The following is a 25281-nucleotide window of genomic DNA, read 5'->3' as shown; positions in this document are numbered from 1 at the left end:
TTCGGGATTACGCCCGCGGGACGCCGCCGCGACCGCCCGTATGCGCTAGAACGAATCCGCACGACGGGGGAAAGGTGTGGCGGGCGAGCGGTTGAGGACGGCGGCGAGATGGGCGCTCACACCGGCACGGTGGCGCGCGCTGCTCGGCGAGCGGCGCGTCCGTGCGGTCGGGCATCTGCTCACCGGCACCGCCGCCACGGTAGGGATCACGCTGATCACGGTGGGGCTCGCGGCGCGCGCGCTCGGACCGGCTGGCTACGGCGTGCTCGCGCTGGTGCTGACGCTCGGGCAGGCGTGCGAGCGACTGCTCAGCTTCCAGTCGTGGCAGCCGCTGATCCGCTACGGCGCCGCGCTCGACTCGCCCGAGCACGAGGCCGACTATCGCAGCCTGCTGAAGTTCGGGCTGCTGCTGGATCTCGGCGGCGGCGCGCTCGCCTGGGCGGTGGCGAGCCTGTTGGTGCTGGCGGGCCGACTGCTGTTCCACCTCGACGGCGGCACGGTGCTGCTCGCGCTCGCCTATATGGTGTCGCTGCTGTTCAACCTGAACGGTATCAGCACCGCGATCTTTCGGCTGACCGGCCAGTTCCGGCTGGTCGCGCGGGTGCAGGTGATCAACGCCATGGTCCGCCTCGCCTGCGTCGCCGCTGCCTTTGCGGCGGGCGCCGGGCTGGCGAGCTTCGTGCTGATCTGGGCGGTGACTCAGGCGCTCGGCTCGCTGGCGAATTTCGCGACCGCCTGGTGGCTGCTGCGGCGCGCCGGACGTCACCGGCTGTGGCGCGCCTCGCTGGCAGGGCTGCGCGAGCGATTCCCCGGCCTGTGGCGCTTCGCGCTCGGCTCCAACCTGTCGCTCAGCCTGTGGGCCAGCGCGCAGCAGGTCGACACCTTGCTGGTCGGCTGGCTCGCCGACCCGGTCTCGGCGGGGCTCTTCCACATCGCCAAGCGGATCAGCCGAGTCGTCCAGCAGGTCGGCAGCCAGGTCGAATCGGTGGTCTACCCCGATCTCAGCCGGCTCGCCGCGGCGGGCGAGCAGCGCCAGTTCAACCGCGTGCTGCTCCAGACCGAGGCGATCCTGGCGGCGTTCGGCGGGGCCTGCTTCCTCGGCGCGCTGCTGCTCGCGCCGACGTTGCTGCGGCTCGCCGCCGGCCCCGGCTTCGCCGCCGCGGCGCCTCTGCTGACGGTGCAGATCCTCGCGGTCTCGCTGACGATCAGCGGCGCGGCGAGCCGTGCGGCGCTGCTCGCCAAGGGGGCGCAGTCGGCGGTGCTGCGCGTCGTCGGTGCGGCGACGGCGACCTTCTATCTCACCGCACCCTTCCTGGTGCTGTGGATCGGCGCGATGGGCGCCAACGTCGCGCATGTGCTGTTCGGCACGGTGTGGCTGGCGGGGCTGACGCTGTCGCTACGGCGCCTGCCGCGCCAGACGATCGGGGCGGCGGCGGTGGCTTAACGGCCAATGGCCGCGGCTCAGTAGGCGCGCGCCACCGCGAACTCGACGGCCTCGATCATCGAGTCCTTCGCCGCACTCTCGGGAAAGGCCGTGAGCGAGTCGATCGCGAGCTGGCCGTAGTGGCGCGCGCGCGCGAAGGTATCGTCCACCGCGCGCGACTGGCGCACGAGCGTTACCGCGCGGGCGAACTCCTCGTCGCCGGCGCGACGCCCGGAAACCGCGTCGCGCCAGAAAACGCGCTCGTCCTCGCCGCCGCGGGCGTAGGCGAGGATCACCGGCAAAGTCATCTTGCCCTCGCGAAAATCGTCGCCCGCGTCCTTGCCCATCGTGCCCGAGTCGCTGGTGTAATCGATCGCGTCGTCGACCAGCTGGAAGGCGATGCCGAGATTGCGGCCGTAGGAGTCGAGCGCCAGCTCCTCCGCCTCGCCGCGGTCGGCCACCACCGCGGCGATGCGGCAGGCAGCGGCGAACAGCGCCGCGGTCTTGGCGCCGATGATGTCGAGGTAGCGCTCCTCGCCCAGGTCGATCCGGCGCACCGCGGTGAGCTGGTTGACCTCGCCCTCGGCGATCACCGCGCTGGCGTTGGACAGGATCTCGAGCGCGCGCAGGCTGCCGCCCTCGACCATCAGCTCGAACGAGCGCGAGAACAGGAAGTCGCCGACCAGCACGCTGGCGGGATTGCCCCAGATGATGTTGGCGGTGCGCTTGCCGCGGCGCAGGTCGGAGCCGTCGACCACGTCGTCGTGGAGCAGAGTCGCGGTGTGGATGAACTCGACCGCGGCGGCGAGCAGGTGATGGCGAGTCCCGCCATAGCCCAGCAGCCGGGCTCCGGCGAGCGTCAGCATCGGGCGCAGGCGCTTGCCGCCCCCCGCGATCAGATGCCCCGCCAGCTCGGGGATCAGCGGGATCTCCGAGCGCATGCGGTCGACGATCACGCGGTTGACCGCCGCCATGTCCTCGGCGACCAGATCGATCATCGGATCGAGCGACGGCGACGTGCCGGCGAGACGGTGGAGAGTGGCGCTCATCTACGCTCGCCCTTAGGGGGTCGCACGCGCGCAACGCAAGCGCGGGCTTGCTGTTCGTCATCTCGATCAGCAAGGAGACCGCGCACGCGAGGGAGCCAGCGATGACCGACGACGTCCTGAAACGCTACCGCAAGAGCATCGACAATATCGATGCCGCCTTGGTCTGCCTGCTCGCCGAGCGCTTCAAGATCACCCAGGCGGTCGGCGAATATAAGGCGACGACGGGCCTGCCCGCGGCCGATCCGGGGCGCGAGGAGGCGCAGATCGCGCGGCTGCGGCGGCTCAGCGAGGAGGCCGAGCTCGATCCCGAATTCTCTGAGAAGTTTCTCCGCTTCATCATCGACGAGGTGATCCGCCACCACCGCGCCGCACAGCAGGGCTGAGCCGGCTCAGCGCGCCTGGAGTCGCTCGAGCCGCGCCACCACCATGCCGGCCTGGCGGCGGAGATAGCCGCGGTCGCTGGTGGAGAAGCGCTCGCGCGGCGCGCGATCGAACACGCACAAAGTGCCGAGCGGCAGGCCGGGGCCGGCGAGCAGCGGCGCCGCGGCGTAGAAGCGCAGCGAGTCGCGCTCGGTCAGCGCCGGATTGCCCGCGAAGCGGCGGTCAGCGGCGATGTCGGCGACGTGGAAGACCTCGCCCGGCGACAGGATGGCGTGGCCGCACAGCGAGGTGCGTCGGCTGTAGGCGCCGGCGGCATAGCCCGCCCCGGCGATGATGTAATGCCAGTCCTTGTAGACGATCGACACCGCCGCGGCATGGGTCTGCAGCGTCTCGCGCACGTCCTCGACCAGCGACTGGAGCGCGCCGTCGTCGCGGACGCCGAGCGCGCCCGACCCCTCGACCAAACGCTCGCGCGCCGGCTCGTCGGACGGCACAGACGCCGGCTCGTAGACGGTGATCCCCATGTAACCCTGCTGCCCTGCCGCGGAAGGAAGTGTGTAGCGCGGGATTGATGAAGGACACGCTTACATCGCCTCCGAAACGACAGTGATCGCGTCAACGGTCGCTCGGACGCGGCACCTTGTCGCGCTCGCGCGTTGGCGGCATCACCGACGCGTCCGGCGCCGGCAACGAGGAGACTGCATGGCCACGCTCGCCGCGCAGGTGCGCGAGAATATCGTCCTCTACGGCGCGCTCGCGGCAAACGTCGGGATCGCGATCGCCAAATTCGTCGCGGCCGGGATCTCGGGCTCGTCGTCGATGCTGACCGAGGGGGTCCACTCGCTGGTCGACAGCGGCAACCAGATCCTGCTGCTCTACGGCAAGAGCAAGGCACGCCGCGCCCCCGACGCCGCCCACCCGTTCGGCTATGGGCGCGAGCTGTATTTCTGGTCGTTCGTGGTGGCGATCCTGATCTTCGCGGTCGGCGCGGGCGTGTCGATCTACGAGGGCTGGAAGCACTGGCGCGAGCCCGAGCCGCTCGCCGATCCGATGCTCAACTATATCGTGCTGGCGATCGCCTTCGCGCTGGAGGGCACCTCATGGTTCATCGCGATGCGCGAGTTCGCCGCGGCCAAGGGCGACACCGGCTGGTGGCGCGCGATCCGCGAGTCGAAGGACCCGCCCGGCTTCATGGTGCTGTTCGAGGACTCGGCCGCTCTCGCCGGGCTCGTGATCGCCGCGATCGGCGTCTGGGCGAGCCACGCCTATGCCGACCCGAGGATCGACGGGCTCGCCTCGATCGCGATCGGCGCGATCCTGGCGCTGGTCGCAGTGCTGCTCGCGCGCGAGAGCAAGGGTCTGCTGATCGGCGAGCGCGCCGACCCGGCGGTGGTGGCGACGGTGCGCGCCGTGGTGGAACGCCAGCGCGGCGTCACCGCGGTGAACCATGTCCGCACGATCCACACCGCGCCCGACAGCATCTTCGTCGCGATCAGCGCCGACTTCGACGACTCGCTCACCATGGGCGAAGGCGAGCGGATGATCGAGGCGATCGAGGATCAGCTGCGCGCGGCCGAACCGCGGCTCTCCTCGATCTATATCCGGCCCGAGCGACGCGAGGACGCCGCCGCACTGGCGCCCGAGGCGCAGGCGTGATCGCACGCCGACTTGGGGCGCTGGCGGCGCTGCTGCTCGCGCTCGTCGCCTGGCCGGCGCAGGCAGCGGTGACGATGACCTTCTGGAGCCGCGACTTCGGCACCTACTTTCCGCACGCCTTCTTCCAACTGCGCGGCACGCTCGACGCCGGCGGGGCGCCGGTCGATGCGAGCTACGGCTTCACCGCGCGCTCGATCACGCCCGCGCTCCTCTTCGGCAACGTTCCCGGGCGGATCGAACGACCCAGGCTCAGCTACATGCAGGGCAGCAAGGTGCGCTTCGCAGTGACGCTGAACGACGCGCAATATGGCGCGGTGCTCGCGCTGGTGCGCGAGTGGGACGCGACAACCGGCGACTCGACCTACAATCTCGGCAAGCGCAACTGCGTCACGTTCGTGCGCGAGGCGGCGCGACGCGCCGGGCTGACGACCGTGGACTTTCCCAAGCTGATGAAGAAGCCGACGAGCTTTCTGCGTGCGGTGGCGGCGGCCAACGCGGCGGAGGTCGGCGTGATTGAGCAGGACGGCAAGACCTACCTCGCCGAGCACCCGCCGCTCGACGGCGTCGTGCCCGTGGCGGCGCCGGTGTCGACGCCGGGCACGCTGCCGGGGAAGAAGGCGGACGAGACCAAGAAGTAGCCGCCCTACCCCGCCGGCACGAGCTCCACCACGTCGAGCAGCGACTCGAACGCCGGCTGCGGCAGCGCCACGCGCCAGCGCGCCGGGCCGATCCGCTCGACCCAGCCGGCCAGGTCGCGCGCCGGCTCACGACCGTAAGGGTAGGGCCGCGCCTCGTCGCCGAGGATCATCACCCCCAGGAACACGGCGCGCAGCCCGTTGTCGGCGAAGATCACCCCGGTGGGGCGCTGCGAGCCGGTCAGCTTCTCCAGCCGGACCGTACCGCGCTCGTCGACCACGACGCGGCAGGCGAAGGCGGGATAGTCGACGTAATCGAGCTGTCCCGGCTGGCGCGCGCCGAGCTTGTACACACGGCAGCTGTAGCTCCCGGCCGGCGGGATGGGCTGATCCAGCGCGCGATCATAGTCGAACAGCGCGCCCTGCGCCGCGAGCGCCTCGGGCGCGGTGCGGCGGGCGGCGGCGAGCGCGCGCTGCCAGGTCTGGCGCCACGCGCGCAGCCGCTCGCGGTCGCCCGGCGTCGCGACGCGGCGCCAGTCGCTGCCAGCAGCGACCGGGATCAGCCGCGGCGCCGCGCTGTTGCCGCAGCCGAAGAGCGCGGCGGCGAGCGCGAGCGCGGTGGTGCGCCTCACGCCGCGGTCCAGCCACCATCAACCGACAGATTGGCGCCCGTGATCGCGCTCGCCGCGTCACCGCAGAGGAAGAGCACGAGCGCGGCAACCTGCTCCGACGTGACGAACTGCTTCGTCGGCTGCGCGGCGAGCAGCACGTCGTCGATCACCTGCTCGCGCGTCAGCCCGCGCGCCGCCATCGTCGCGGGGATCTGCTGCTCGACCAGGGGGGTCCAGACATAGCCGGGCGAGACGCAATTGGCGGTGATTCCGTCGGCCGCGGTCTCCAGCGCGACCGTCTTGGTCAGCCCGACCAGTCCGTGCTTGGCAGCGACATAGGCGGACTTGTTGGGACTGGCGACCAGACTGTGCGCCGAGGCAGTCGACACGATCCGGCCCCAGCCGCGCGCGCGCATGTGCGGCACCGCGGCGCGCATGGTGTGGAAGGCGCTGCTCAGGTTGATCGCGAGGATCGCGTCCCACTTCTCCGCCGGAAAGTCGGCGATCGCCGAGACGAATTGTATCCCGGCATTGTTGACGAGAATGTCGGGCCCGCCCCAGGCATGATGGGCTCGCTGGATCAGCGCTGCGATTTCGTCGGGGCGGGTCATGTCGGCGGGATCGTGCAGCGCTTCGGCGCCGCTCGCCCGCGTGAGCTCGGCGAGCGCGGTCGCGATCGCCTCTTCCTCGCCGAAGCCGTTGATCATGACCCGAGCGCCCTCGGCGGCGAGCGCACGCGCGATCGCCAGGCCGATCCCCGACGTCGACCCGGTCACCACGGCGCTCTTACCTGTCAGGATCATCCGCTCGTCTCCTCTGGCTGCCCCATCGGTGAGCCGGCACGCGCTTGCAACCCGCCAGCCCCCGAACGCATTCATGCCGTGACGGACACGAAACGCCTGGGGGGACCCGATCGATGCGGCTCGACGATTATGACAACGACATCAACGTCGGCGAGGCGCGCGGCGGCGGAGGGCTCGGCGGCGGTGGAGGCGGCGGCGGACTGTTGCTCGGCCTGCTGCCGCTGATCGGCAGCCGGTTCGGCTGCGGCGGCATCGTCGTGGTGCTGCTGCTGCTCGCGGTGTTCGGCGGGCTGGGCAACCTCGGCGGTCTGCTCAGCGGAGGCGGCACGACCTCCGCGCCAACAGCACAGGTGGGCACCTCCGAGGGTGGCGGGGTTCGTCAGATCTGCGACGCCTCGCCGCAGCGGCGCGAGACCTGCCAGGCGTTCAGCAACGCGCAGAACACCTGGGAGCAGATCTTCGCCAAGGAAGGGCAGCGCTTCAGCCCGCCGATGCTGCGCTTCTTCGACGGCAGCGGCCAGTCGGGCTGCGGCCAGGCGATGTCGGCCATGGGTCCGTTCTACTGCCCGACCGACAACGGCATCTATCTCGACACCGAGTTCTTCGACGAGCTGACCAACCGCTTCAAGGCGCCGGGCGATTTCGCGCAATATTACGTGATCGCGCACGAGTTCGGCCACCATATCCAGAAGCTGCTCGGCACCTCCGATCAGGTGCAGCGCGCCCAGGCGCGCGGCGGCGAGCGCGAGGGCAACGCGCTGTCGGTGCGGCTCGAGCTCCAGGCCGACTGCTACGCGGGTGTGTGGGCGGCGCAGAACCGCCAGCGGCTCGACCCCGGCGACGTCGAGGAAGGCATGCGCGCGGCGCAGGCGATCGGCGACGACACGCTCCAGAAGGAAGCGCAGGGCCGCGTCGTGCCCGACAGCTTCACCCATGGCACCTCGGCGCAGCGCCAGACCTGGCTGCGGCGTGGCATGGAGAGCGGCGACCCGGCGCAATGCGACACCTTCTCGGGCGCGATCTGAAACGGATGCGCTCTCCCCTCCTCTGTCACTGTCATCCCGGAACAGGTCCGGGGTGACGGTAAGAAGATAAGGTCGCCTCCTCCGCCGACCGGTACTCACCCAGGTTAGTAGCCGCATTTTAAGCATTTTCGATCACGTACGGCCAAGATCGGCGCGCGCGGCGCGCCTCCCTAAGCTGAATGAAGATCGGGTCTTTACATGCGAGCAGTGGCGAAGACGCTGGTGGGGCGGAGCCTGTCCGCCAAGGTAACGATGCTGATCGTGCTATCGCTCGGTCTGCTCGCGCTGGTGACCGCCGGCGTCACCGCGACGATCCTGGGCGCCAATGCCGAGCAGCGCGCCACCGAACGCCAGGAAGCGAACATGCGCGTCGCCTGGGACGTGCTTCACCGCCACGGCCGCGCCGCTCACGTCGAGGGCGACAGGCTGGTGATGGGCGCGCACGCGCTGAACGGCGACAATGACGCGGTCGACCATGTCAAGGCGCTGGTCGGCGGCACCGCCACGATCTTCCGCGGCGACACGCGCGTCGCCACCAACGTCAAGAACCCCGACGGCACGCGCGCGGTCGGCACCACGCTCACCAGTCAGGCGGTGCGCGACGCGGTGCTGCGCGACGGCAAGCCCTATCGCGGCCGCGCCGACATCCTCGGCACTCCGTTTTTCACCGCCTATGATCCGATCATCGACGCCAGTGGCAAGGTGATCGGCGTGCTCTACGTCGGCATTCCCGCGGCGCAGTTCCTCGCCGACCTCCATGAGGTGCAGTTCAGCATCGCGCTCGCCGCGCTGCTCGTCACCGTCGCGGCGGCGCTGGCCTGCCTCGCCGTGACGCGGCGCATGTTCCGGCCGCTGGGTGAGATGCGCGGCGCGATGGAGCAGCTCGCGCGCGGGGAGCTCCAGGTCACCGTCCCCGGGCTCGACCGCGGCGATGAGATCGGCACCATGGCCAAGTCGGTCAGCGTCTTTCGGGAGGGCGCGTTGGCCAAGGCCCGTGCCGACGCGGAGCAGCACGAGGTCGTCGAGACGCTCGCACGCCACCTCGCCGCGCTCGCCGCTGGGCAGCTCACCGCGCGCATCGAGGGCACCTTTCCCGACAGCTACGAGCGGCTTCGCGCCGACTACAACAATGCGCTCGACGAGATCCGCGGCGCGATCGGCGCGATTCGCGACGGCAGCGCCGCGGTGCATGGTCACACCGCCGAGCTGAGCCAGGCGTCCGACGACCTCTCGCGCCGCACCGAACACCAGGCCGCCAGCCTCGAGGAGACGTCGGCGGCGATGAGCGAGATCGCCGGCACCATGCGCCAGGCCGCCGACGGCGCCTCCAAGGCGCATGAGGCGATGGAGACGGTCCATGACGAGGCGCAGCGCGGCGGCGCGGTGGTGCGCGACGCGGTCGCGGCGATGGGGCGGCTGGAGCAGGCCTCGGCCGAGATCGGCGCGATCATCGCGGTGATCGATGCGATCGCCTTTCAGACCAACCTGCTCGCGCTCAACGCCGGGGTCGAGGCGGCACGCGCCGGCGACGCCGGCAAGGGCTTCGCGGTGGTCGCCAACGAGGTGCGCGCGCTCGCCGCGCGCTGCGCCGACGCCGCTACCGACGTGCGCCAGCGCATCACGCAGAGCGGCGAGCAGGTCGATGCCAGCGTCCGCCTCGTCAACGAGACCGGCGCCGCGCTCGGGCGGATCACCGGGCAGATCGGCGCGATCGGCGGCCTCGTGGCGGAGATCGCGACGTCGGCCCGTGCGCAGGCCAGCGGGCTCGACCAGATCGACGTGGCGCTCAACCAGATCGACGGCGTGACGCAGCAGAATGCCGCGATGGTGGAAGAGATCACCGCGGTGTCGCGCAACCTCGAGAGCGAGGCCGATTCGCTCACGCAGGAAGTATCGCGCTTCGTCGTCGACACGCGCGCGCTCGGCCGCGCCGAGGCACCGCGTCGCGCGCTCGCGGCCTGACCCGATCTGGATGGGATGGTGGTGACGCGCGTCGCGCGCCGGCGCTAGACTGATGACCAGCGGGATCAACCCGCATGGGGCGCGGGATGCGGACGATCTGGGGAGTAGCGTTGACGCTGGCGATGACGTTGGCCAGCCCCGCGATCGCCGCGCCGCGCACGCTCGCCGTGCCGGCGGACAAGGGATGGATGCACGCGCAGACCCGCCCGGTACTGCGCCCGCAGGTCGCCGACCTGACTCGACTGTCGCTGACCGACTCGACCTCCACCGAGCACGACGTCACCGCACAGTTCGAGAGCGCCGACCGTGCTACCGTCGCGACCCTGTACCTGTTCCACTCCGCGGTGCCGGATGTGTCGCTGTGGTTCGATCGCGCCCGCGCCACGCTCGAGTCACGCGACCTCTTCCGCCACGCCGCACCGGCGAGTGAGGCTCCGATCGCGTTCGCCGCGAGCGGCACCGTCGCCGCCGCGCTGCGCCAGACCTACGCGATCGTCGACGGCCCCAACCGCAGCACCGCGCTCGCGGTCATGCCGCTCGGCGAGTGGCTGGTGGTGCTGCGTATGACGAGCCGCGGCAACAGCGCCGCGCTCGATCGCCAGCTCACCGACGTCATCGCCGCGCTCCGCCTGCCCGCGGACGCCACGGCGCGTCCTGTCACGCCGATCGCCGCCTGCCCGAGCACGCTCGCCTACGGCAAGGCGAAGATGGTCAAGCCGGAGACGACCGATCTGCTGCTGTCCTTCATCGGGGCGATCGCGGCAGAGGAGAAGAAGCCCACGGACCAGGCCGCCCCTGCTTCGTATCGACCGTTGTGCCGCGAGGGCGAGCCCGGCGACGGCTATGCCGCCTATCGCCACGAGGACGAGACCGACGGCTATGCGGTGGCGATCCACGACGCCGGGCGGATCGCCTGGACTCGGCTGAGCGTGGCCTCTCAATTCGCGGCACAGCAGACCAAAGGCGAGAAGTTGGTCAAAGCCCCCAGCTTTGCCGTGACGCTGAGTGACGTCGACGGGCGCACGCTCACCTTCCCGTCCTTCACCGCACTGCCATCGCCCAAGCAGGTGTACGAGGACGTGGTCAAGCAGCGGCCACTCGGCAGCGCGCTGGGGAAACAGGTGACGCTCGACGCGAAAGCGATCCGGTAGAGCGAGTCTTCAGCTCGCCAACCGCGTGGCGCAGCGAGCCACCGTCCGACACGATCCGCGAGCTCGAGCGCATAGAGAAAGCCCCGGGCGTCACCGCCCGGGGCTTCCGTGTCGCGCAGGTCAACGACCCGCACGCGCAGCCGACTCGGTTCAGTACGTGCCCGAGAAGCTACGGTTGAGGTTGGTCGAGCCGCTGTCATCGCCGGTCGTCGCCGAACCCGACGTTGACGAGCCGGTGGTCGAACCAGACGCCGCCATGCTGCTGCCCGAGGTCGCGCTCGTGCCCGACGTGGCGCCGCGGCTCAGCGAACCGTCGCGCTGGCGGTCGCTGTCGTTGCCGCGATCGCCGTAGCCGAACATCGCCTGGTTCTTCTCCTCGGTGCGCCAGTGCTGCTTGGCCTCATCCGCGGTCTTGCTCAGCGTGACCTTCTTGTCCTCAACCGACTTGATCCAGCGCGACGGGATCGAGTGGTGCTGCCCACCCGCGTCGACGTCGTTCTTGGTCAGCAGAATGCGGTCGCCGCGTACCTTGTCGACGGTCCCGACATGGCTGCCGTCCGAGCCGACGACCTCGTCATGCTCCTGCACCTTGTCGAGCGAGTCGCGCTGGCCCTGACGCTCAGTCCGCCACGAGGCGAACTCGTTGTGGAACTTCGTCCGGTTCTCCTGCCGATACTCATCATAGTCGCGATCGAATGACGCGATCTGGCTCGAACGCCAGCTGTGATAGTCGCCGTCGCGATCGCGATCACCTTCGTTGCGCTGGTTGTAATAGCGCTCGTCGTAGCGGTTATCGGCCTCGCGGCGGCGTTCGGCGTCCTCGTCGCCGAACCAGCTGCGGACCTCGTCACCCGCGCGGGCCAGAAAGCCGCGCTCGTCGTAATCATAGCCCTGCGGCTGGCGGCCATAGTCGCGTCCGCCCTGCTGACGGCCGCCGCGATAATTGTCGTCGTCGGCGTGGCGGCGCGAGCCGACGTCCTCGAAGCGACGCCCGTCGGAGGCATAGCTGCCATGATACTCGGAGCCTTGCCCCTGCTGGCCATAGTTACGGCCCTGCGAGCCATAGCCCTGCTGGCCGTAGCCGCGGTTGCCATAATTCTGATTGCCATAGTCCTGACGCTGGAAGCGGTCGCGGTCCTGGCTCGAACCAGACCGGCCGTACTGCTGCGCGCCAAAGCGTCCGCGGTCACCGCCGCCGAAGCCGCCCTCACCATAGCCGCGGTCGCCGTAGCCGCGATCGCCGCGATCGCCGCGATTGTCGTCGCGGTAGCTGCTCGCATAACCGGCGTTGCCGTACTCGCGGCGGCCGTAGGAGCCGCGGTCGTCATCGTCGCGGTCGAACGCGCCGGACGCCTGATAATCGCGCGCACTGGAGTAGCTCTGGTTGCGGCCAGACCCATAGTCGCGACCATAGTCCTGTGTCTCACTGCGGCCGTAATAGTCGCCCTGGGGATTGGTACCGCGCGGATAGCGTTCGTAACCCATGATGGTTCTCCTACGTGACACGTCGCGCGGCGCCTTGCGTCGTCGCGAGCGGGCAGACTGACAAGGATCAACTGGGCCGATCGTTCCGACCGTTGCGCGCGCGCAACAGCTCCTCGTCGCAGCCGGCCAACAGCTCGCCCGCGCGACAGGATTTCTAAGACTTCGACGATTTCGTGTTGCGCCCCTCGGACACGCCGGCTAAGGGCGGCGCTCCCCGGCGATGCCGGGGAAGCGGGCGGGGCTGTAGCTCAGATGGGAGAGCGCTGCAATCGCACTGCAGAGGTCAGGGGTTCGATTCCCCTCAGCTCCACCACCCGCCCGATCGCTCCCCGCCCCGCCGATGAGGCGCATTCGCGGGAACACGCATGACCGATCACAACGATGACGCGATGCTGCCGCCGGCGATCCCCGCCGCGACGCTGATCGTGTTTCGTGACCGCGCAGGTCTGCCGCCCGAGCTGCTGCTGGTCGAGCGCTCGCCGCGGCTCGCCTTCGCGCCCGGCGCCACCGTTTTCCCCGGCGGGCGGGTCGACCCGGGCGACGTGGCGCTCGCCGGCGCGCTCGGGCCGACCGCCCCGGCCGACGCCGCCGCGCGCATTGCCGCGATCCGCGAGACGATCGAGGAGACCGGCGTCGCGATCGGCGTGGCCGAACCAGCCGCCGTCGACTCGATCCGCGCCGCGCTCCGCGACGGCGCGGCGCTTCGCGAGGCGCTGGACGGCAGCGCGCTTGACTTGGGCCAGTTGGTGCCGTTCGCGCGTTGGCGGCCGCGCGAGAACCACGCCCGCGTGTTCGATGCGCTCTTCTATCTCGCGCGCCTGCCTACCGACGCCCTGCCCGCCCGCGTCGACTCGACCGAGAACGTGCGGCTCGACTGGGCCAGCGCGCGCGAGACGCTCGACGCGGCCGCGCGCGGCGATCGTACCCTGATCTTCCCGACGCGCCGCAACCTCGAGCGGCTGGCGCAGTTTGCCAGCTACGACGAGGCGATGGCGCACGCGCGTGCCACGCCGGTGCGGCGGATCACGCCGTGGATCGAGCCGCGCGACGGAGTCGACTACCTCTGCATCCCCGACGATCTCGGCTATCCCATCACCGCCGAGCCGGTGGCCGTCGCGCGACGCGGCTGACCGCGGGCGCACGCCTGATGCGCGGCACGCGCCGCGCGCTCGCGACGGTGGTGGTGCTGGTGCTGCTCGCCGCGGCGGGGCTGATGGCGTGGAGCTACCTGCGCGGGCGCCCGCAGGACCTGCCCTGGACGCCGCTCGACCTCGGCCAGCCGATCGGCCTGTTCACCGGTCGCAAGCTCGCCGCGCTCGACGGCGCGCCGGCGCGCTGCGCCGCGCTGCTCCATCAGGCGGGGGTGCGGTACGCCGCCGTGCCGGCACGGCGACCCGCGGAGTCGCAGTGCGGCTATGACTCGGCGGTGCGGCTCGAGAACGGTGGCGCACGGCGGATCGCACTCGCCCCCGCCAGCGTCGCAGTCGCCTGCCCCGTCGCCGCGGCGCTGGCCGTGTGGGAATGGGACGTGGTCGCGCCCGCGGCGCAGCGTCACTTCGGCACGCGCGTCAGCCGGATCGAGCATCTCGGCAGCTACTCCTGCCGTCGCATGTACGGTCGCAGCAGCGGCGGCTGGAGCGAGCACGCTACCGCCAACGCGCTCGATATCGCCGCTTTTAAACTCGACGATGGCACGCGCGTCAGTGTGCTGCGCGACTGGCGTAGCGGCGGTGCCAAAGCGGCGTTCCTGCGCGACGTGCGCGACGGCGCCTGTCGCGTATTCGCCACGGTGCTCTCGCCCGACTATAACGCCGCTCATCGTGATCACCTCCACCTCGACCAGGCCACGCGCGGCGCGACGGGCTGGCGTGCGTGTCGGTAAGTCAGGGATCTCGCAACAGGGATGCGTCAAGGTCATTGACGCGTCGGTACCGTCCCGTCCGCGCGCCCGAATGACGTGCGGATGAGGGCTCCACTCACCCTTCGCCTCGACGCACGCGGCTGGGACTCACGCGAGGCGATGTGGCGCGCGCTGCTCGACGCGCTCGGCGCGCCCGCGTGGCACGGTGACAGCCTCGACGCGCTGTTCGACTCGCTGGTATCAGGGCTAAATCGCGTGCGCCCGCCGCTGCTCTTGGAGCTGGTCGGCGCGGCACAATGCCCTGCGGCGCTCGTGGCGTATCTGACCCGAGTCCGCGAGGTGTTCGCCGACGCGGGCGCTGCGTTGGGCGAGAAGGCCGAGCTGCGCTTCACGCCCGCCCCGCCGCGATCGCGCCCCCCTCGGGCGCGGTCGTGGCGTTAGCAGCGCTCAGTTGGGCAGCGCGGTGACATCGACCTTCTCGACCCAGGCCGGGAAGAAGGCGGGCTGCCGCGACGACCAGCCCGAGGCGGTCGCCGCCGCCTCGCTGATCGACTGGAGCAGCGCGCGGCGCAGCTCGGGGTGGAGATGCGGCATCGCCGCCGCGGCGCAGAAGGCGGAGGGCAGCCACGGCCGCACCTGCGCGCCGACCAGCCGCTCGTAGAGGAAGCGATAGGCCGAGAAGGTGGTAATCCGCCCTTGCCCGAGGTCGAAGGCGGAGAGCGTGATGAGCGGCGCGAGCAGCTGCTCGGCCGCCTCGAGCCCGCTGTCGTCCGGAACCAGTGCGCGGATCGCGGGCAGGCGGCGATAATGATGCGCCTGCGCGCGGATGCTCGCCGCCTCGACGACGTCGCGCGACCAACGAGTCATGGCGTCGTCGCGATCGAGGCCCACGTCGAGGCTGCGGCGCACATACCGCTGCGTCGCCGCCGCGAAGCCCGCGAACTCCTTCATCTCGGCCAATGTCATCGCGCCCTCGGCCGGCTTCCTTCTGGCACCCATGATCCGTACCCCGCCCCAGCGTTTCAACCGGGAGGATCATGCGCGAAAAGGGTTAACGCAGCCCTTAACGCGCGTGCCTTCCGATTGTCATCAATCCATCACGATCTGTGCCGCACCGCAACATGGATGCGACCAGCGGTTGTATCATGGCGGAAAAGACCTCTGAGGCGCGACTTTAGGGCAACATTCGAACGCTGGCGTTGGTTACTCGAAGTGGCGGGTTGGATCAAAACGCCGACGCGGTTTAGCGCATACGGGCGTCAGATCAGGAGAGGCAACGATGCTAGGAGACGGACGCGCGCTCCGCGCCAGCCTCCCACCGATCCCCGAACTAAACCGGAATGGCGATAGTTTTACGCGCGGGCCGCGACTTCCACGACCCGCCCGCTACTCTCACGCGTCGCGCTGACGCTCCGCTTCCTCCGCCTCGTCATAGCCCGACGACGGCGCGGGATCGTTCCGGCCGGGCTGCGTCGCCGAGACCGGGTCGGAGGCGTCCATCGACTCGTCCAGGCCCTGGTCGACCTTCGCGTCGGCGCTGTCGGGGTGCTTCTGCAGCCGCTTCTCGATCGAGCGATCCTGCCCGGCGTCCTGCCGCGGGTCCTTTGATCCGCCAGCGTTGCCGGCCTCCGGCGCTACCGAGAGGCTGTCGAGCGCGCGGTCATCGATCGGGCTCTGGTCGGTCATGTCTCTCTCCTGCGATGCTGGCAACAGTCTGACACGCCCAACGCGGCGCGCATGGTGCGCGTTCCTGCGCGATCAATCGGTCAGGCGCTCGACACGCACGGTCTGCGTCCACAGGTTGGCGGTGCCGAAGACGGTCATGAAGGCGATGTCGGTGGCGTCGCGGCCGACGGTCACCACCGCCATCTCGTCGGCGCGCGCCATGCCGGTGGCATCGACCAGGTGCCAGCTGCCATCGAGCCACAGCTCCGCGACCGCGTGGAAGTCGGGCGGGTCGACGCCGGGGGCGTAGACCGAGACGCAGCGCGCCGGGATCTCGGCTGCGCGCGCCAATGAAACGAGCAGGTGCGCATAGTCGCGGCAGACCCCACGCCCGGACGCGAAGGTTTCCATCGCCGAGGTGCGCGAGTCGGTGTCGCTGCCGTCGTAATGTAGGTGCCCGCGCACGAAGTCGGCGAGCGCGAGTGCCAGCGCACCGCCGCTCAGTCCCGCGAAGCGGCGACGGACGAGATGCTCGAAGCGGTTCGACTCGCAGTAGCGGCTCGGCAGAAGGTAGGGGATCGTCGCCGCGGGCAGCGACGTGACCGGCGTCGCCGGCAAGGCGGCAAGGTCGAGTACGGCGCGCTCGATCGCCACGACCGCCTCGTAGCGTGCCACGAGCCGACCCTCACCGCGTGCCCAGCAGCGCTGCCCGACCCCCTCCTCGCCCCCCACCGCGCGGATCGGATGATCCGACTCGATCATCAGCGCCTGCGTTTCAAGCCGCTGCGCCGGCAGCGCCGCGGCCTCGATCTGGAGCAACACGTCGGCCGGCTCCGGGAAGCCGTAGTCGAGAAGGACCTGGATCGACAGGCGCATGGAACGGGTCTCCGGCCCGCCACCGCGAACCCACAAGGGAAGGGGCCCGACGGTCGCCCGCCGAGCCCCTCCGTAACGCCGCCGATCGGGGATCGGCTACGCGGCTCAGTCGCGATTGCCGCCGAACAGCCGCAGGATGAAGAGGAACATGTTGATGAAGTCGAGGTAGAGGCTCAGCGCCGACATCACCACCGCCTTGCCGACCATCTCAGGGCCGTAGCCCGCGACCTGGAAGTACAGGCTCTTGGTGCGCTGCGTATCATAGGCGGTGAGGCCGGCGAACAGCAGCACGCCCACGATCGAGATCACCAGGCCGAGCGGGCCCGAGTTGACGAACAAGTTGATCAGGCTGGCGACGATCAGGCCGACCAGACCGATGATAAGAAACGCGCCGAACGCCGACAGGTCGCGCTTCGTCGTGTAGCCATAGAGGCTCAGCGCGGCGAAGCCCGCCGCAGTCGCCGCGAACGCCTGCGCGATCGCGACCGGCGAGTAGACGAAAAAGATCGACGACAGCGACAGACCCATCGCCACCGCGAAGCCCCAGAACATCGCCTTGAGCGTCGAGGTGGTGAACTTGCCCTGCCCGAAGCTCATCGCGAAGACGAAGCCGAGCGGCAGCAGCGCGATCACCCAACGCAGCGGTGACTGAAACGCGGCCTGGGCATAGCCCGACAGCGCGAACGCCAGCGCGACGATGCCGGTGAGCAGCACGCCCGACGCCATGTAATTATAGACGGACAGCATGTACGACCGCAGCCCGGCGTCGAACGCCGCGTCGCGGGTGCCCGAAGCGGTTCCGCCGAACGCGGCGGCGGAGGGCCGGGGATCGGACCAGTTGGCCATTGTCTTAAAACTCCTTCGCCCGGCACTCATGCCGGATGGCTCGAATATCGCCGCGCGCCGTTTCCTTTTCAAGGAACGGCCTCCCCGTTCCGACGACAGCAACCGTTCGTTACAGAGATTTCATGCACCGCCTGTTCGTCGCTCTCCGCCCTCCCCCGGCGATCCGCGCCGCGCTGCTCGCCGCCACGGGCGATGGGGTCGCGGGGGTGCGCTGGCAGGACGACGAGCAGCTACACCTGACGCTGCGCTTCATCGGCGAGGTCGAGCGTGCCCAGGCCGAGGACGTCGCCGCCGCGCTCGCTGGCGTTACCGCACCGGTACCAACGGTGCGGGTTGAGGGCGTTGGCGCGTTTGACCAGCGCGGGCGGGTCGACACCTTGTGGGCGCGGGTCGTGCCCGCCGAGCCGCTCGCCGCGCTCCACCGCAAGGTCGACCAGGCGCTGACCCGCGCCGCGGTGGTACCCGATCATCGCCGCTACCTGCCGCATATCACGCTGGCGCGGCTGGCCCGCCGCGGAGCCGACCCGGCCGCGGTGGCGCGCTGGATCGAGGCGCATGCCGCGCTCACGACGCCCGACTTCCGGCTCGAGCACCTGCTGCTATACGAGAGCCACCTCACCGCCGCGGGCGCGCGCTACGAGGCGGTGGCGCGCTGGGCGCTGGGGTGAGCCGCCGCTCTACTCCTGCGCGCTGACCTGCACCTCGACTTCGAGGCACTCACGCCCCTCGCCGAGCCGCGAGCCCGCCACCGGCGACGAGCCGGTCGCATCCAGCGCGACCGCGACGCGGACGTGATGCTCCTCGGGCGACTCGCCCAGCGTCGGATCGAACCCGACCCAGCCGAGATCGTCGACCCAGGCCTCGGCCCAGCCGTGCGGCGTGGCGCGGCGCCCGTCCTGCAGGTCGCAATAGCCGGTGACGTAGCGCGTCGGCACCGCGAGCGCGCGCGCAGCGGCGACGAACAGCTGCGCCAGGTCGCGCGGGGTCGCGCTCTCGCGCGCGAAGGCGTCGATCGCGGCGAGACCCGGATCGGGGCGCTCCGACGAGACGGCGAAGCGCTCGTGCAGCGCGCGGTTGAGCGCGTGCAGCGCGGGGATCGGCGCGGCGCCACCGACCGCCGCGCGCGCGAAGTCCTCGATCGCCGCGTCGGCCGCCGTCGTCGGGGTCGCGCGCAGGTAGAGCGCGGGCGGCAGCGGCTCGAACGTGCCGTGCAGCACGCCCCGCGACGTACTCGTCACCACCTCTCCCGCAACCGCGATCTCGATGACGTCGAGCGGCCCCTCGGCGTAGAGCATCGTGGTGCGATTGCCGAAACCGTCGCGGTGCTCGCGGAGGCGCGCGTCGCAGTCGACCGCGATATGCCACTCGGCGACGGTCTGGTCGTGGCTGTTGCGCGGCGTCATGCGCAGCAGCTGGACGATCCGCGCCTGCGGGGCGGTGAAGCGATAGCTCGTGCGATGCTCGATCGAGAGGCGCATCAGGCGAACTTGAACTGCCGGCCGATGGCAACGTGCAGGTGCGCGTTCTCGGCGATCACGGCCTGGAGGTGCTGGTGCAGGCCGGCGCTGATCACATCGCTGGTGCGCGTGCGGGCGATCCGCGCCGAGCGCGTGCGCGCCATCCGGTCCGCCTCCCCCTGGGTGCCGCTCGAGCGCGCCAGGCCGGTGAGCGCGGTGACGGTCTCCTCGGTCGCGGCGGCGACGCTGCGTGGTAGCTCGCCGCGGCTGAGCAGCAGGTCGATCACGTTCGCCGGGGCGAGCCCGTCGCTGTAGAGCCAGCGGTAAGCGGTCACCGCCGAGACGGTCTGGAGAATCGTGGTCCATTGGTCGCGGTCGACCGTGCCGCCGACCGGCTCGCCCGCGGGCAGCAGCAGATGATACTTCACGTCGAGCAGCCGCGCGGTGTTGTCGGTGCGCTCCACCGCCTGGCCGAGCCGGATGAACAGGGTCGTCTGGTTGCGCAGCATGCGGTGGACCGCGCCCTCGAAGCCGCGCGTCTCCGCCTTGACCGAATCGACCAGCGCCAGTGTCGTCGCGGGGTCGAGCCGCGCGACGCGCTGGTCGAACAGCAGCCAGGCGCCGTTGATCGCCTGCCACGCCTCGCGGCTGAGCGCGGTGCGGACCGCGCGGGCGTTGTCGCGCGCCATGCCAACGCAGCGCAGGATCGAGCCGGGGTGGCCGGCGTCGGCGAGCAGGAAGCGCGCCACCTCCTCGCGGGTCAGCTCGCCGCCGACCGCGGCGAAGGCGGGCTCAGTCTCGGTCACGGCCAGCGCCGAGCGCCACGCGTCCTCGCCCGCGGGGCGGGTGGAGAGCACGTCGAGCCGCAGTGTCGCCTCGACCAGCCGCGCGATGAAGTCGGCACGCTCGACGTAGCGACCGAGCCAGTAAAGCGAGGCGGCGGTGCGGCTGAGCATCAGCCCTGCCCGCCGAGCGTCTGGGTCATGCCGCCCATCGTCTGGGTGCCGGCGGACTGGGACATGGAAGGCGCGCCCGGCATCAGCACGAAACTGTCCTTGGTACCCCCGCCCTGCGACGAGTTGACCACCAGCGAGCCCTCGCGCAGCGCGACTCGGGTCAGTCCACCGGGCACCACCTGCACCCCGCGCGCGCCGCTCAGCACGAAGGGGCGAAAGTCGACGTGGCGCGGTGCGACGCCCTGCTCCACCAACGTCGGCACGGTCGAGAGCGCCAGCGTCGGCTGTGCGATATAGCGATGCGGCTCGGCCACCAGCGCGGCGCGGAAACGCTCGATCTCGCCCTTGGAGGCGGTCGGCCCGACCAGCATGCCATAGCCGCCCGAGCCGTCGACCAGCTTGACGACCAGCTCGTCGAGATGGTCGAGCACGTAGCGCAGCGCGTCGGGCTCGCGGCAGCGCCACGTCTCGACGATCGGCAGCTTGGCTTCGCCGCCCGAATAGAAGCGCACGATCTCGGGCATGTAGCTGTAGATCGCCTTGTCGTCGGCAATGCCGTTTCCGGGCGCGTTGATGATCGCGACATTGCCCGCGGCATAGGCGGCGATCAGCCCGGGCACGCCGAGCAGCGACTCGGGGCGGAACACCAGAGGATCGAGGAAGTCATCGTCGACGCGGCGGTAGATCACGTCGACCTTCACGCGCCCGGCGATGGTGCGCATGTAGACGAGATCGTCGTCGACGACGAGGTCGGCGGCCTCGACCAGCTCGATCCCCATCGAGTCGGCGAGGAAACTGTGCTCGTAATAGGCCGAATTATAGTGGCCCGGCGTGAGCAGCACGCAATTGGGGTGCTGCCCGCTGCCGCGCGGCGCGACCGACTTCATCGTCTCGAGCAGCATGTCGGGGTAGCTGTCGACCGCGGCGACGCGAAACTTGGCGAACAGCTCGGGGCAGAGCCGCACCATCGCCTCGCGGTTCTCGAGCATGTAGCTCACCCCCGAAGGCGTCCGCGCGTTGTCCTCGAGCACGTAGAACTGATCGGGCCCGGTGCGCACCAGGTCGATGCCGCAGATATGCGCCCAGACGTCGTGCGGCGGGCGGATGCCCGCGATCTCGGGGCGGAACTGCGGGTTGCCGAGGATCAGGTCGGCGGGAAGCACGCCTTCCTTGAGGATGCGGCGCTCGCCGTAGATGTCGACAAGGAAGGCGTTGATCGCCTCGACCCGCTGCACCAGTCCCTCGGACAGGCGCGCCCATTCGTCAGCGAGGAAGACGCGCGGCACGATGTCGAAGGGGATGATGCGCTCGCTTGCCTCGCTCTCACCGTAGACCGCGAAGGTGATGCCGAGCTGGCGGAAGGTGACCTCGGCGGAGCGCTGGCGCCGGCGGAGCTCGTCGGACGGCGTCTCGTCGAGCCAGCGACACAGGTCCGCCAGCTCGGGGCGGGCACCGTCGCGATCGGCCGCCCCCATGATCTCGTCGAACGCCGCTGTCCCCATCTACCCCCGTCAACTCACAAGCCGAGATTTCGACCCATGCTGGCGAAGTTGGTTGCGCTGCACAAGCGGCATATCGCCTCCGATCCGGCTCAGCGCTCGGCCGGCAGGGCGGCGAGCATCCCGCTGGTGAGCACCTGGGGCAGCACGCGCGGCGCGCCCCCGCCGGGCTTGTACCAGAGGTAGAGCGGCACGCCGGCGCGGTTGTGCGCCTCGATGAAGCGGCCGAGCACCGGGTCGCCGTCGGTCCAGTCACCGACCAGCACCGCCACCTTGCCGTGCTTGAACGCGGCGGCGGTGGTGGCGGTCTCGATCGCGGCCTTCTCGTTTACCTTGCAGGTGAGGCACCAGTCGGCCGTGAAATAGGCGAAGACCGGCTTGCCCTCCGCCCGCAGCGCGGCGAGTCGCGCCTCGCTGAACGGCTCCGCGCCGGGCAGCCCCGCCACCGCGCTGGCGCCGCTCGCCGCCGGTCGCACCAGCGCGACGCCGCCGAGCGCGAGCAGCAGCGCGACGCCGGCGGGCCACCAGGTCGCGCCGCGCCCGGCGTGCTGGCGCAGTCCGGTCCACCACAGACCGACCGCGGCGAGCAGGGTCGCGCCGAGGCCGAGCGTCATCCCGTCCACCCCGGCCTGGCGCCCCAGCACCCAGGCGAGCGCGAGCGCGGTCAGCCACATCGGCAGCGAAAGGATGCGCCGCAGCCGGGTCATCCACGCGCCGGGGCGCGGCAGCCGGGCGCGCAGCGCGGGTACGAAGCCGATCAGCAGGAAAGGCAGAGCAATCCCCAGCCCCAGTCCGGCGAACACCGCCAACGCTGCCGCGGCGGGCAGCACCAGCGCGGCGCCGAGCGCGGCGCCCATGAACGGCCCGGTGCACGGCGTCGCGACGAACGCCGCCAGCGCCCCGGTCGCGAACGCCCCCGCCGCGCCGCCCTTCGCAGCGAACTGCGGAGTCGGCAGCTCGAACAGCCCGGCGAGGTTGAGCGCGATCGCGGTGACGAGCAGCAGCAGCGCGCCGATCACGCGCGGGTCCTGCAGCTGGAACGCCCAACCCGCGCTCGATCCGGCCGCACGCAGGGCCAGCAGCCCGCCCCCAAGCCCGACGCACACCAGCAGCACGCCCGCGGTATAGGCCAGAGCCTCGCGCCGCGCGTGCGCCGCGCTCTCGCCCGAGCGGGCGAGGCCGAGCGCCTTGAGGCTGAGGATCGGGAAGACGCAAGGCATCACGTTGAGCAGCAGCCCGCCCAGGACCGCCCCGGCGAAGGCGACCAGCGCGGTCGCCAGCATCCCCTCACCGCCGCGCGGCGCCGCGACCGTGCCCGGCCGAGCGGTGAGCGCCAGCCCGCCGCCCTCGCCCGTGGCCAGCACGCCCGCGATCTCGCCCGTCGCCGGCTGCGCCGCGGCCTTGGTCTCCAGCGTCAGCGTGTCGCCGTCGCGTGTGACCGCCTGCGGCGCGGCATAGTCGATCGCGCCGCCGCTCGCCGGATAGAACCACACGCCGCTCGCGGCAGCGTCGGCCGGGAACGGCACGGCAAGCCGGAAGCGATCGCCGGCGTGCTGCCACGTCGCCGGCGTCGAGAGCGGGCGCGGCAGCGCGCGGCGCCAGCCGTCGAACGCGGCGCGACGCGCCGGATCGATCGCGCCGTCACCCACGGCGAGGTCGAGCGTGAGCGTCTGCGTCTCGGGAACGCAGATCTCCGCGGTGCAGACGAGATAATCGAGCTTGGCGACGAGCGGCAGCCGCGTGCCCGGCGCCAGCCCCGCGGGGACACGCAGCGTGGTCAGCAGCGCCCAAGGCTTCTCGTAGACATAGTTCATCAGCCCCGCGATCAGCAGCCGCGACGGCACCGGATAGTCGAGCTCACCCGCGCGCGCGTCGGCGGGCAGCGTCCAGGTCACGCGAGTCGGCACACCCGCGTCGCCGGGGTTGCGCCAATAGCCGTGCCATCCCGGCTGCGGTACGGCGCGGAACGCCAGCGCCACCGCGCTGCCCGCGGCGGGGCGGTCGCTCTCCGCCACCAAAGTCAGCGCGACATGGCGCGCGGGCTGCGCGAGCGCACCGCTGCCGCCGAGCAGTGTCACGAGGATGAAAAGCGCCACGCGCACAGCTTGCCTGACCATCGGACGCGGACCATAGCCGCGGTCGCTCCCGCATGCATCAAGGTTGGCCATGAAATCGCTCCTCCTCGCCCTGCTCGCCACCGCCACCGCGGTTCCCGCGACCGCGCAGACTGCCACCCCCGCCGCGCCGGCGTCTGCCGCGGCGCCGCGCACGCCGCCCAAGCTGATCGTGGCGATCTCGGTCGACCAGTTCTCCGCCGACCTGTTCGCGCAATATCGCAACCATTTCACCGACGGCATGGCGCGGCTGCTGACCGGCGTGGTGTTCCCCTCGGGTTATCAGAGCCATGCCGCGACCGAGACCTGCCCGGGTCACTCGACCATCCTGACCGGCATGCGGCCCGCTCATACCGGGATCATCGCCAACAACTGGCTCGACCAGAAGGTCGGCCGCGCCGACAAGACGGTCTATTGCGCCGAGGATGAGCGCGCCGGCGGCGACCACGAGCATTACACTCCCTCCGATCTCCACCTGAAGGTGCCGACGCTCGGCGACATGATGAAGCGCGCCAACCCGCAGTCGCGCGTCGTCGCGGTGGCGGGCAAGGACCGCGCCGCGATCATGATGGGAGGCCACAGCACCGACCAGATCTGGTTCTGGGGCGGGCAGAAGTTCATCTCCCTGGCGGGTCGGCAGGAACCAGCGGTGGTGGCCCGCGCCAACGCCGCCGTCGTGGCGCTGCTCGCCAAGCCGCAGGAGGCGCTGCCGCTGCCCGGTTACTGCAAGACGCTGTCGCGACCGATCGCGGTCGGCGGCCAGACGCTCGGCACCGGGCGGTTCGAGCGCGCCGCGGGCGACGCCAAGGTGTTCCGCGCCTCGCCCGCGCTCGACGGCGCGGTGTTCGCGCTCGCGGCGGCGATGATCGAGGACATGAAGCTCGGCCGCGGCCCCGCCACCGACCTGATCGCGGTCGGTGCCTCGGCGACCGACTATGTCGGCCACTCGCTCGGTACGCAGGGGTCGGAAATGTGCATCCAGATGGCGCAGCTCGACGAATCGATCGGCGGCTTCCTCGCCGAGCTCGATCGCACCGGCATCGACTATGAGGTGGTGCTCACCGCCGATCACGGCGCGCACGACATGACCGAGCGCCAGCAGCAGCGCGCGATGCCGATGGAGCAGCATGTCGCGCCCGACACCTCGGCGACAACGATCGGCGCCGCGATCGGGCGCGACCTCGGCATCGCCGGCCCGGTGCTGCTCGGGCCGGAAGGAGACGTCTATCTCGCCGATTCGGTGCCCGCGACGAAGCGCGCCCAGGTGCTGGCGGAAGCGAAGAAGCGCTTCCTCGCGCAGCCGCAGGTCGCCGCCGCCTTCACCCGCGACGAGCTCGCCGCCACCCGGATGGCCACCACCCCGCCCGAGACCTGGACGCTGATCGAGCGCGCGCGCGCCTCGTTCGATCCGGAGCGCTCGGGTGACCTGACCGTGCTGCTGCGCCCGCGCGTCACCACGATCAAGGCGCCGGGACCGGGCTATGTCGAGACCCATGGCAGCCCATGGGACTATGACCGCCGCGTGCCGATCCTGTTCTGGCGCAAGGGGATGGCCGGATTCGAGCAGCCTTTGTCGGTGGAGACGGTCGACATCGCGCCGACGCTGGCGGCGACGATCGGGCTGAAGGTGAGCGGCCTCGACGGCCGCTGCCTCGATCTCGACGCGGGGGCGGGCGACACCTGCCCGGCTGGGTGAGGTTGGAGCCGGCGGCCGCCCTGCTCCTCCTGCCGGCGTCATCAAGTCAGTTGTGACGCGGGGTGTGGGAGGTCGCGGAGGCGCGCGTTGGCGATGGTGACGATCTTTCGCATGACGGCGGCGAGGGCGA

25 protein-coding genes and 1 tRNA gene are annotated in these 25281 nt (G+C 70.7%); 13 read left to right on the top strand and 13 right to left on the bottom strand.

Annotated features, from left to right (window positions below; all coding sequences use genetic code 11):
* Nucleotides 1-91: 91 nt before the first annotated feature.
* Entirely contained in the window at nucleotides 92-1444 is a 1353-nt protein-coding gene (locus tag FHY03_RS05320; RefSeq protein WP_221190032.1) for a lipopolysaccharide biosynthesis protein, read from the top strand.
* A 17-nt stretch (nucleotides 1445-1461) separates the two neighbouring features.
* Here FHY03_RS05320 and FHY03_RS05315 read toward each other — a convergent pair whose 3' ends face one another.
* Nucleotides 1462-2472: a polyprenyl synthetase family protein gene (locus FHY03_RS05315; RefSeq protein ID WP_183920960.1), complete on the bottom strand. Its 1011-nt coding sequence runs from the start codon at nucleotides 2470-2472 to the stop codon at nucleotides 1462-1464.
* 101 nt (nucleotides 2473-2573) lie between these two features.
* On the opposite strand from FHY03_RS05315, the gene FHY03_RS05310 reads away from it, so the two are divergent.
* Nucleotides 2574-2855 (top strand): chorismate mutase, encoded by a 282-nt coding sequence (locus FHY03_RS05310; protein ID WP_183920961.1) that lies wholly within the window; start codon nucleotides 2574-2576, stop codon nucleotides 2853-2855.
* Nucleotides 2856-2861: 6 nt separating this feature from the next.
* Here the strand turns inward: FHY03_RS05310 and FHY03_RS05305 are convergent, their stop codons facing one another.
* The gene (locus tag FHY03_RS05305; protein ID WP_183920962.1) at nucleotides 2862-3377 is read right to left on the bottom strand and encodes a GAF domain-containing protein; all 516 of its coding nucleotides are present in this window, start codon (nucleotides 3375-3377) and stop codon (nucleotides 2862-2864) included.
* A 178-nt stretch (nucleotides 3378-3555) separates the two neighbouring features.
* On the opposite strand from FHY03_RS05305, the gene FHY03_RS05300 reads away from it, so the two are divergent.
* Both FHY03_RS05300 and FHY03_RS05295 read left to right on the top strand, forming a co-directional pair.
* Complete coding sequence (locus FHY03_RS05300; protein WP_183929314.1) at nucleotides 3556-4509, top strand: cation diffusion facilitator family transporter; 954 nt, start codon at nucleotides 3556-3558, stop codon at nucleotides 4507-4509.
* Nucleotides 4506-5147 (top strand): hypothetical protein, encoded by a 642-nt coding sequence (locus FHY03_RS05295; RefSeq protein ID WP_183929312.1) that lies wholly within the window; start codon nucleotides 4506-4508, stop codon nucleotides 5145-5147. Before FHY03_RS05300 ends, FHY03_RS05295 begins: the two co-directional genes overlap by 4 nt.
* Before the next feature lie 5 nt (nucleotides 5148-5152).
* Here FHY03_RS05295 and FHY03_RS05290 read toward each other — a convergent pair whose 3' ends face one another.
* Both FHY03_RS05290 and FHY03_RS05285 read right to left on the bottom strand, forming a co-directional pair.
* On the bottom strand, nucleotides 5153-5776 hold the full coding sequence (locus FHY03_RS05290) for a DUF4893 domain-containing protein (RefSeq protein ID WP_183929310.1): 624 nt from the start codon (nucleotides 5774-5776) through the stop codon (nucleotides 5153-5155).
* Nucleotides 5773-6558 (bottom strand): 3-hydroxybutyrate dehydrogenase, encoded by a 786-nt coding sequence (locus FHY03_RS05285; RefSeq protein ID WP_183929309.1) that lies wholly within the window; start codon nucleotides 6556-6558, stop codon nucleotides 5773-5775. The genes FHY03_RS05290 and FHY03_RS05285 overlap by 4 nt, the downstream gene beginning before the upstream one ends.
* A 113-nt stretch (nucleotides 6559-6671) precedes the next feature.
* Between FHY03_RS05285 and FHY03_RS05280 the strand changes: the two genes are divergently transcribed.
* From FHY03_RS05280 to FHY03_RS05270, 3 genes are all read left to right on the top strand, one after another.
* Nucleotides 6672-7583 (top strand): neutral zinc metallopeptidase, encoded by a 912-nt coding sequence (locus FHY03_RS05280; protein ID WP_183920967.1) that lies wholly within the window; start codon nucleotides 6672-6674, stop codon nucleotides 7581-7583.
* Nucleotides 7584-7790: 207 nt separating this feature from the next.
* A complete protein-coding gene (locus tag FHY03_RS05275) occupies nucleotides 7791-9545 on the top strand; it encodes a methyl-accepting chemotaxis protein (protein ID WP_183920968.1) in 1755 nt (584 codons plus the stop codon).
* 74 nt (nucleotides 9546-9619) lie between these two features.
* Complete coding sequence (locus tag FHY03_RS05270; protein WP_183929307.1) at nucleotides 9620-10696, top strand: hypothetical protein; 1077 nt, start codon at nucleotides 9620-9622, stop codon at nucleotides 10694-10696.
* 150 nt (nucleotides 10697-10846) lie between these two features.
* Here FHY03_RS05270 and FHY03_RS05265 read toward each other — a convergent pair whose 3' ends face one another.
* On the bottom strand, nucleotides 10847-12181 hold the full coding sequence (locus FHY03_RS05265) for a DUF2171 domain-containing protein (RefSeq protein WP_183929305.1): 1335 nt from the start codon (nucleotides 12179-12181) through the stop codon (nucleotides 10847-10849).
* A 237-nt stretch (nucleotides 12182-12418) separates the two neighbouring features.
* On the opposite strand from FHY03_RS05265, the gene FHY03_RS05260 reads away from it, so the two are divergent.
* The 4 genes from FHY03_RS05260 (at nucleotide 12419) to FHY03_RS05245 (ending at nucleotide 14483) form a co-directional block, all read left to right on the top strand.
* Nucleotides 12419-12494 (top strand) — tRNA-Ala (locus tag FHY03_RS05260).
* Nucleotides 12495-12546: 52 nt separating this feature from the next.
* Entirely contained in the window at nucleotides 12547-13311 is a 765-nt protein-coding gene (locus tag FHY03_RS05255; protein ID WP_260158722.1) for an NUDIX domain-containing protein, read from the top strand.
* 17 nt (nucleotides 13312-13328) lie between these two features.
* Nucleotides 13329-14063 carry an extensin family protein gene (locus FHY03_RS05250; RefSeq protein ID WP_183920971.1) on the top strand — a complete coding sequence of 245 codons (735 nt, stop codon included), beginning with the start codon at nucleotides 13329-13331 and terminating at the stop codon, nucleotides 14061-14063.
* Nucleotides 14064-14144: 81 nt separating this feature from the next.
* Nucleotides 14145-14483 carry a barstar family protein gene (locus FHY03_RS05245; protein ID WP_183929303.1) on the top strand — a complete coding sequence of 113 codons (339 nt, stop codon included), beginning with the start codon at nucleotides 14145-14147 and terminating at the stop codon, nucleotides 14481-14483.
* A gap of 6 nt (nucleotides 14484-14489) precedes the next feature.
* Here FHY03_RS05245 and FHY03_RS05240 read toward each other — a convergent pair whose 3' ends face one another.
* The 4 genes from FHY03_RS05240 to FHY03_RS05225 all read right to left on the bottom strand — a co-directional run bounded on the left by FHY03_RS05240 (nucleotide 14490) and on the right by FHY03_RS05225 (nucleotide 17429).
* Nucleotides 14490-15041, bottom strand: a complete 552-nt coding sequence (locus FHY03_RS05240) for a hypothetical protein (protein WP_183929301.1) — start codon at nucleotides 15039-15041, stop codon at nucleotides 14490-14492.
* A 393-nt stretch (nucleotides 15042-15434) separates the two neighbouring features.
* Nucleotides 15435-15728, bottom strand: a complete 294-nt coding sequence (locus FHY03_RS05235; RefSeq protein WP_183920974.1) for a hypothetical protein — start codon at nucleotides 15726-15728, stop codon at nucleotides 15435-15437.
* A gap of 72 nt (nucleotides 15729-15800) precedes the next feature.
* Nucleotides 15801-16583 (bottom strand): transglutaminase family protein, encoded by a 783-nt coding sequence (locus tag FHY03_RS05230; RefSeq protein ID WP_183929300.1) that lies wholly within the window; start codon nucleotides 16581-16583, stop codon nucleotides 15801-15803.
* Between the two features lie 105 nt (nucleotides 16584-16688).
* A complete protein-coding gene (locus FHY03_RS05225) occupies nucleotides 16689-17429 on the bottom strand; it encodes a Bax inhibitor-1/YccA family protein (protein WP_183929298.1) in 741 nt (246 codons plus the stop codon).
* A 122-nt stretch (nucleotides 17430-17551) separates the two neighbouring features.
* Here FHY03_RS05225 and thpR point away from each other — a divergent pair, with 122 nt between their 5' ends.
* A complete protein-coding gene (gene thpR, locus FHY03_RS05220) occupies nucleotides 17552-18097 on the top strand; it encodes an RNA 2',3'-cyclic phosphodiesterase (protein WP_183929296.1) in 546 nt (181 codons plus the stop codon).
* 9 nt (nucleotides 18098-18106) lie between these two features.
* Here thpR and FHY03_RS05215 read toward each other — a convergent pair whose 3' ends face one another.
* The 4 genes from FHY03_RS05215 to FHY03_RS05200 all read right to left on the bottom strand — a co-directional run bounded on the left by FHY03_RS05215 (nucleotide 18107) and on the right by FHY03_RS05200 (nucleotide 23458).
* Complete coding sequence (locus tag FHY03_RS05215; protein ID WP_183929294.1) at nucleotides 18107-18907, bottom strand: transglutaminase family protein; 801 nt, start codon at nucleotides 18905-18907, stop codon at nucleotides 18107-18109.
* Nucleotides 18907-19842 (bottom strand): alpha-E domain-containing protein, encoded by a 936-nt coding sequence (locus tag FHY03_RS05210; protein ID WP_183929292.1) that lies wholly within the window; start codon nucleotides 19840-19842, stop codon nucleotides 18907-18909. Before FHY03_RS05210 ends, FHY03_RS05215 begins: the two co-directional genes overlap by 1 nt.
* A complete protein-coding gene (locus FHY03_RS05205) occupies nucleotides 19842-21344 on the bottom strand; it encodes a circularly permuted type 2 ATP-grasp protein (protein ID WP_183929290.1) in 1503 nt (500 codons plus the stop codon). Before FHY03_RS05205 ends, FHY03_RS05210 begins: the two co-directional genes overlap by 1 nt.
* Before the next feature lie 89 nt (nucleotides 21345-21433).
* Nucleotides 21434-23458 carry a protein-disulfide reductase DsbD gene (locus FHY03_RS05200; RefSeq protein ID WP_183929288.1) on the bottom strand — a complete coding sequence of 675 codons (2025 nt, stop codon included), beginning with the start codon at nucleotides 23456-23458 and terminating at the stop codon, nucleotides 21434-21436.
* Between the two features lie 49 nt (nucleotides 23459-23507).
* On the opposite strand from FHY03_RS05200, the gene FHY03_RS05195 reads away from it, so the two are divergent.
* Nucleotides 23508-25151 (top strand): alkaline phosphatase family protein, encoded by a 1644-nt coding sequence (locus FHY03_RS05195; protein WP_183929286.1) that lies wholly within the window; start codon nucleotides 23508-23510, stop codon nucleotides 25149-25151.
* Nucleotides 25152-25281 lie beyond the last annotated feature (130 nt).

The organism is Sphingomonas sp. BK345 (assembly GCF_014193845.1).
Classification (GTDB): Bacteria; Pseudomonadota; Alphaproteobacteria; order Sphingomonadales; family Sphingomonadaceae; genus Sphingomonas.
Note: the sequence above shows the minus strand (reverse complement) of the source record. Positions and strands in the feature narration are given on the sequence as shown.

What these genes read in the sequence shown, in the direction of transcription:
- FHY03_RS05195 (WP_183929286.1), top strand. Translation starts at nt 23,508, where the DNA reads ATGAAATCGCTCCTCCTCGCCCTGCTCGCCACCGCCACCGCGGTTCCC.
- thpR (WP_183929296.1), top strand. Translation starts at nt 17,552, where the DNA reads ATGCACCGCCTGTTCGTCGCTCTCCGCCCTCCCCCGGCGATCCGCGCC.
- FHY03_RS05285 (WP_183929309.1), bottom strand. Translation starts at nt 6,558, where the DNA reads ATGATCCTGACAGGTAAGAGCGCCGTGGTGACCGGGTCGACGTCGGGG.
- FHY03_RS05245 (WP_183929303.1), top strand. Translation starts at nt 14,145, where the DNA reads ATGAGGGCTCCACTCACCCTTCGCCTCGACGCACGCGGCTGGGACTCA.
- FHY03_RS05265 (WP_183929305.1), bottom strand. Translation starts at nt 12,181, where the DNA reads ATGGGTTACGAACGCTATCCGCGCGGTACCAATCCCCAGGGCGACTAT.
- FHY03_RS05310 (WP_183920961.1), top strand. Translation starts at nt 2,574, where the DNA reads ATGACCGACGACGTCCTGAAACGCTACCGCAAGAGCATCGACAATATC.
- FHY03_RS05205 (WP_183929290.1), bottom strand. Translation starts at nt 21,344, where the DNA reads ATGGGGACAGCGGCGTTCGACGAGATCATGGGGGCGGCCGATCGCGAC.
- FHY03_RS05230 (WP_183929300.1), bottom strand. Translation starts at nt 16,583, where the DNA reads ATGCGCCTGTCGATCCAGGTCCTTCTCGACTACGGCTTCCCGGAGCCG.
- FHY03_RS05210 (WP_183929292.1), bottom strand. Translation starts at nt 19,842, where the DNA reads ATGCTCAGCCGCACCGCCGCCTCGCTTTACTGGCTCGGTCGCTACGTC.
- FHY03_RS05250 (WP_183920971.1), top strand. Translation starts at nt 13,329, where the DNA reads ATGCGCGGCACGCGCCGCGCGCTCGCGACGGTGGTGGTGCTGGTGCTG.
- FHY03_RS05255 (WP_260158722.1), top strand. Translation starts at nt 12,547, where the DNA reads ATGACCGATCACAACGATGACGCGATGCTGCCGCCGGCGATCCCCGCC.
- FHY03_RS05270 (WP_183929307.1), top strand. Translation starts at nt 9,620, where the DNA reads ATGGGGCGCGGGATGCGGACGATCTGGGGAGTAGCGTTGACGCTGGCG.
- FHY03_RS05300 (WP_183929314.1), top strand. Translation starts at nt 3,556, where the DNA reads ATGGCCACGCTCGCCGCGCAGGTGCGCGAGAATATCGTCCTCTACGGC.
- FHY03_RS05235 (WP_183920974.1), bottom strand. Translation starts at nt 15,728, where the DNA reads ATGACCGACCAGAGCCCGATCGATGACCGCGCGCTCGACAGCCTCTCG.
- FHY03_RS05225 (WP_183929298.1), bottom strand. Translation starts at nt 17,429, where the DNA reads ATGGCCAACTGGTCCGATCCCCGGCCCTCCGCCGCCGCGTTCGGCGGA.
- FHY03_RS05200 (WP_183929288.1), bottom strand. Translation starts at nt 23,458, where the DNA reads ATGGTCAGGCAAGCTGTGCGCGTGGCGCTTTTCATCCTCGTGACACTG.
- FHY03_RS05315 (WP_183920960.1), bottom strand. Translation starts at nt 2,472, where the DNA reads ATGAGCGCCACTCTCCACCGTCTCGCCGGCACGTCGCCGTCGCTCGAT.
- FHY03_RS05280 (WP_183920967.1), top strand. Translation starts at nt 6,672, where the DNA reads ATGCGGCTCGACGATTATGACAACGACATCAACGTCGGCGAGGCGCGC.
- FHY03_RS05215 (WP_183929294.1), bottom strand. Translation starts at nt 18,907, where the DNA reads ATGCGCCTCTCGATCGAGCATCGCACGAGCTATCGCTTCACCGCCCCG.
- FHY03_RS05305 (WP_183920962.1), bottom strand. Translation starts at nt 3,377, where the DNA reads ATGGGGATCACCGTCTACGAGCCGGCGTCTGTGCCGTCCGACGAGCCG.
- FHY03_RS05240 (WP_183929301.1), bottom strand. Translation starts at nt 15,041, where the DNA reads ATGGGTGCCAGAAGGAAGCCGGCCGAGGGCGCGATGACATTGGCCGAG.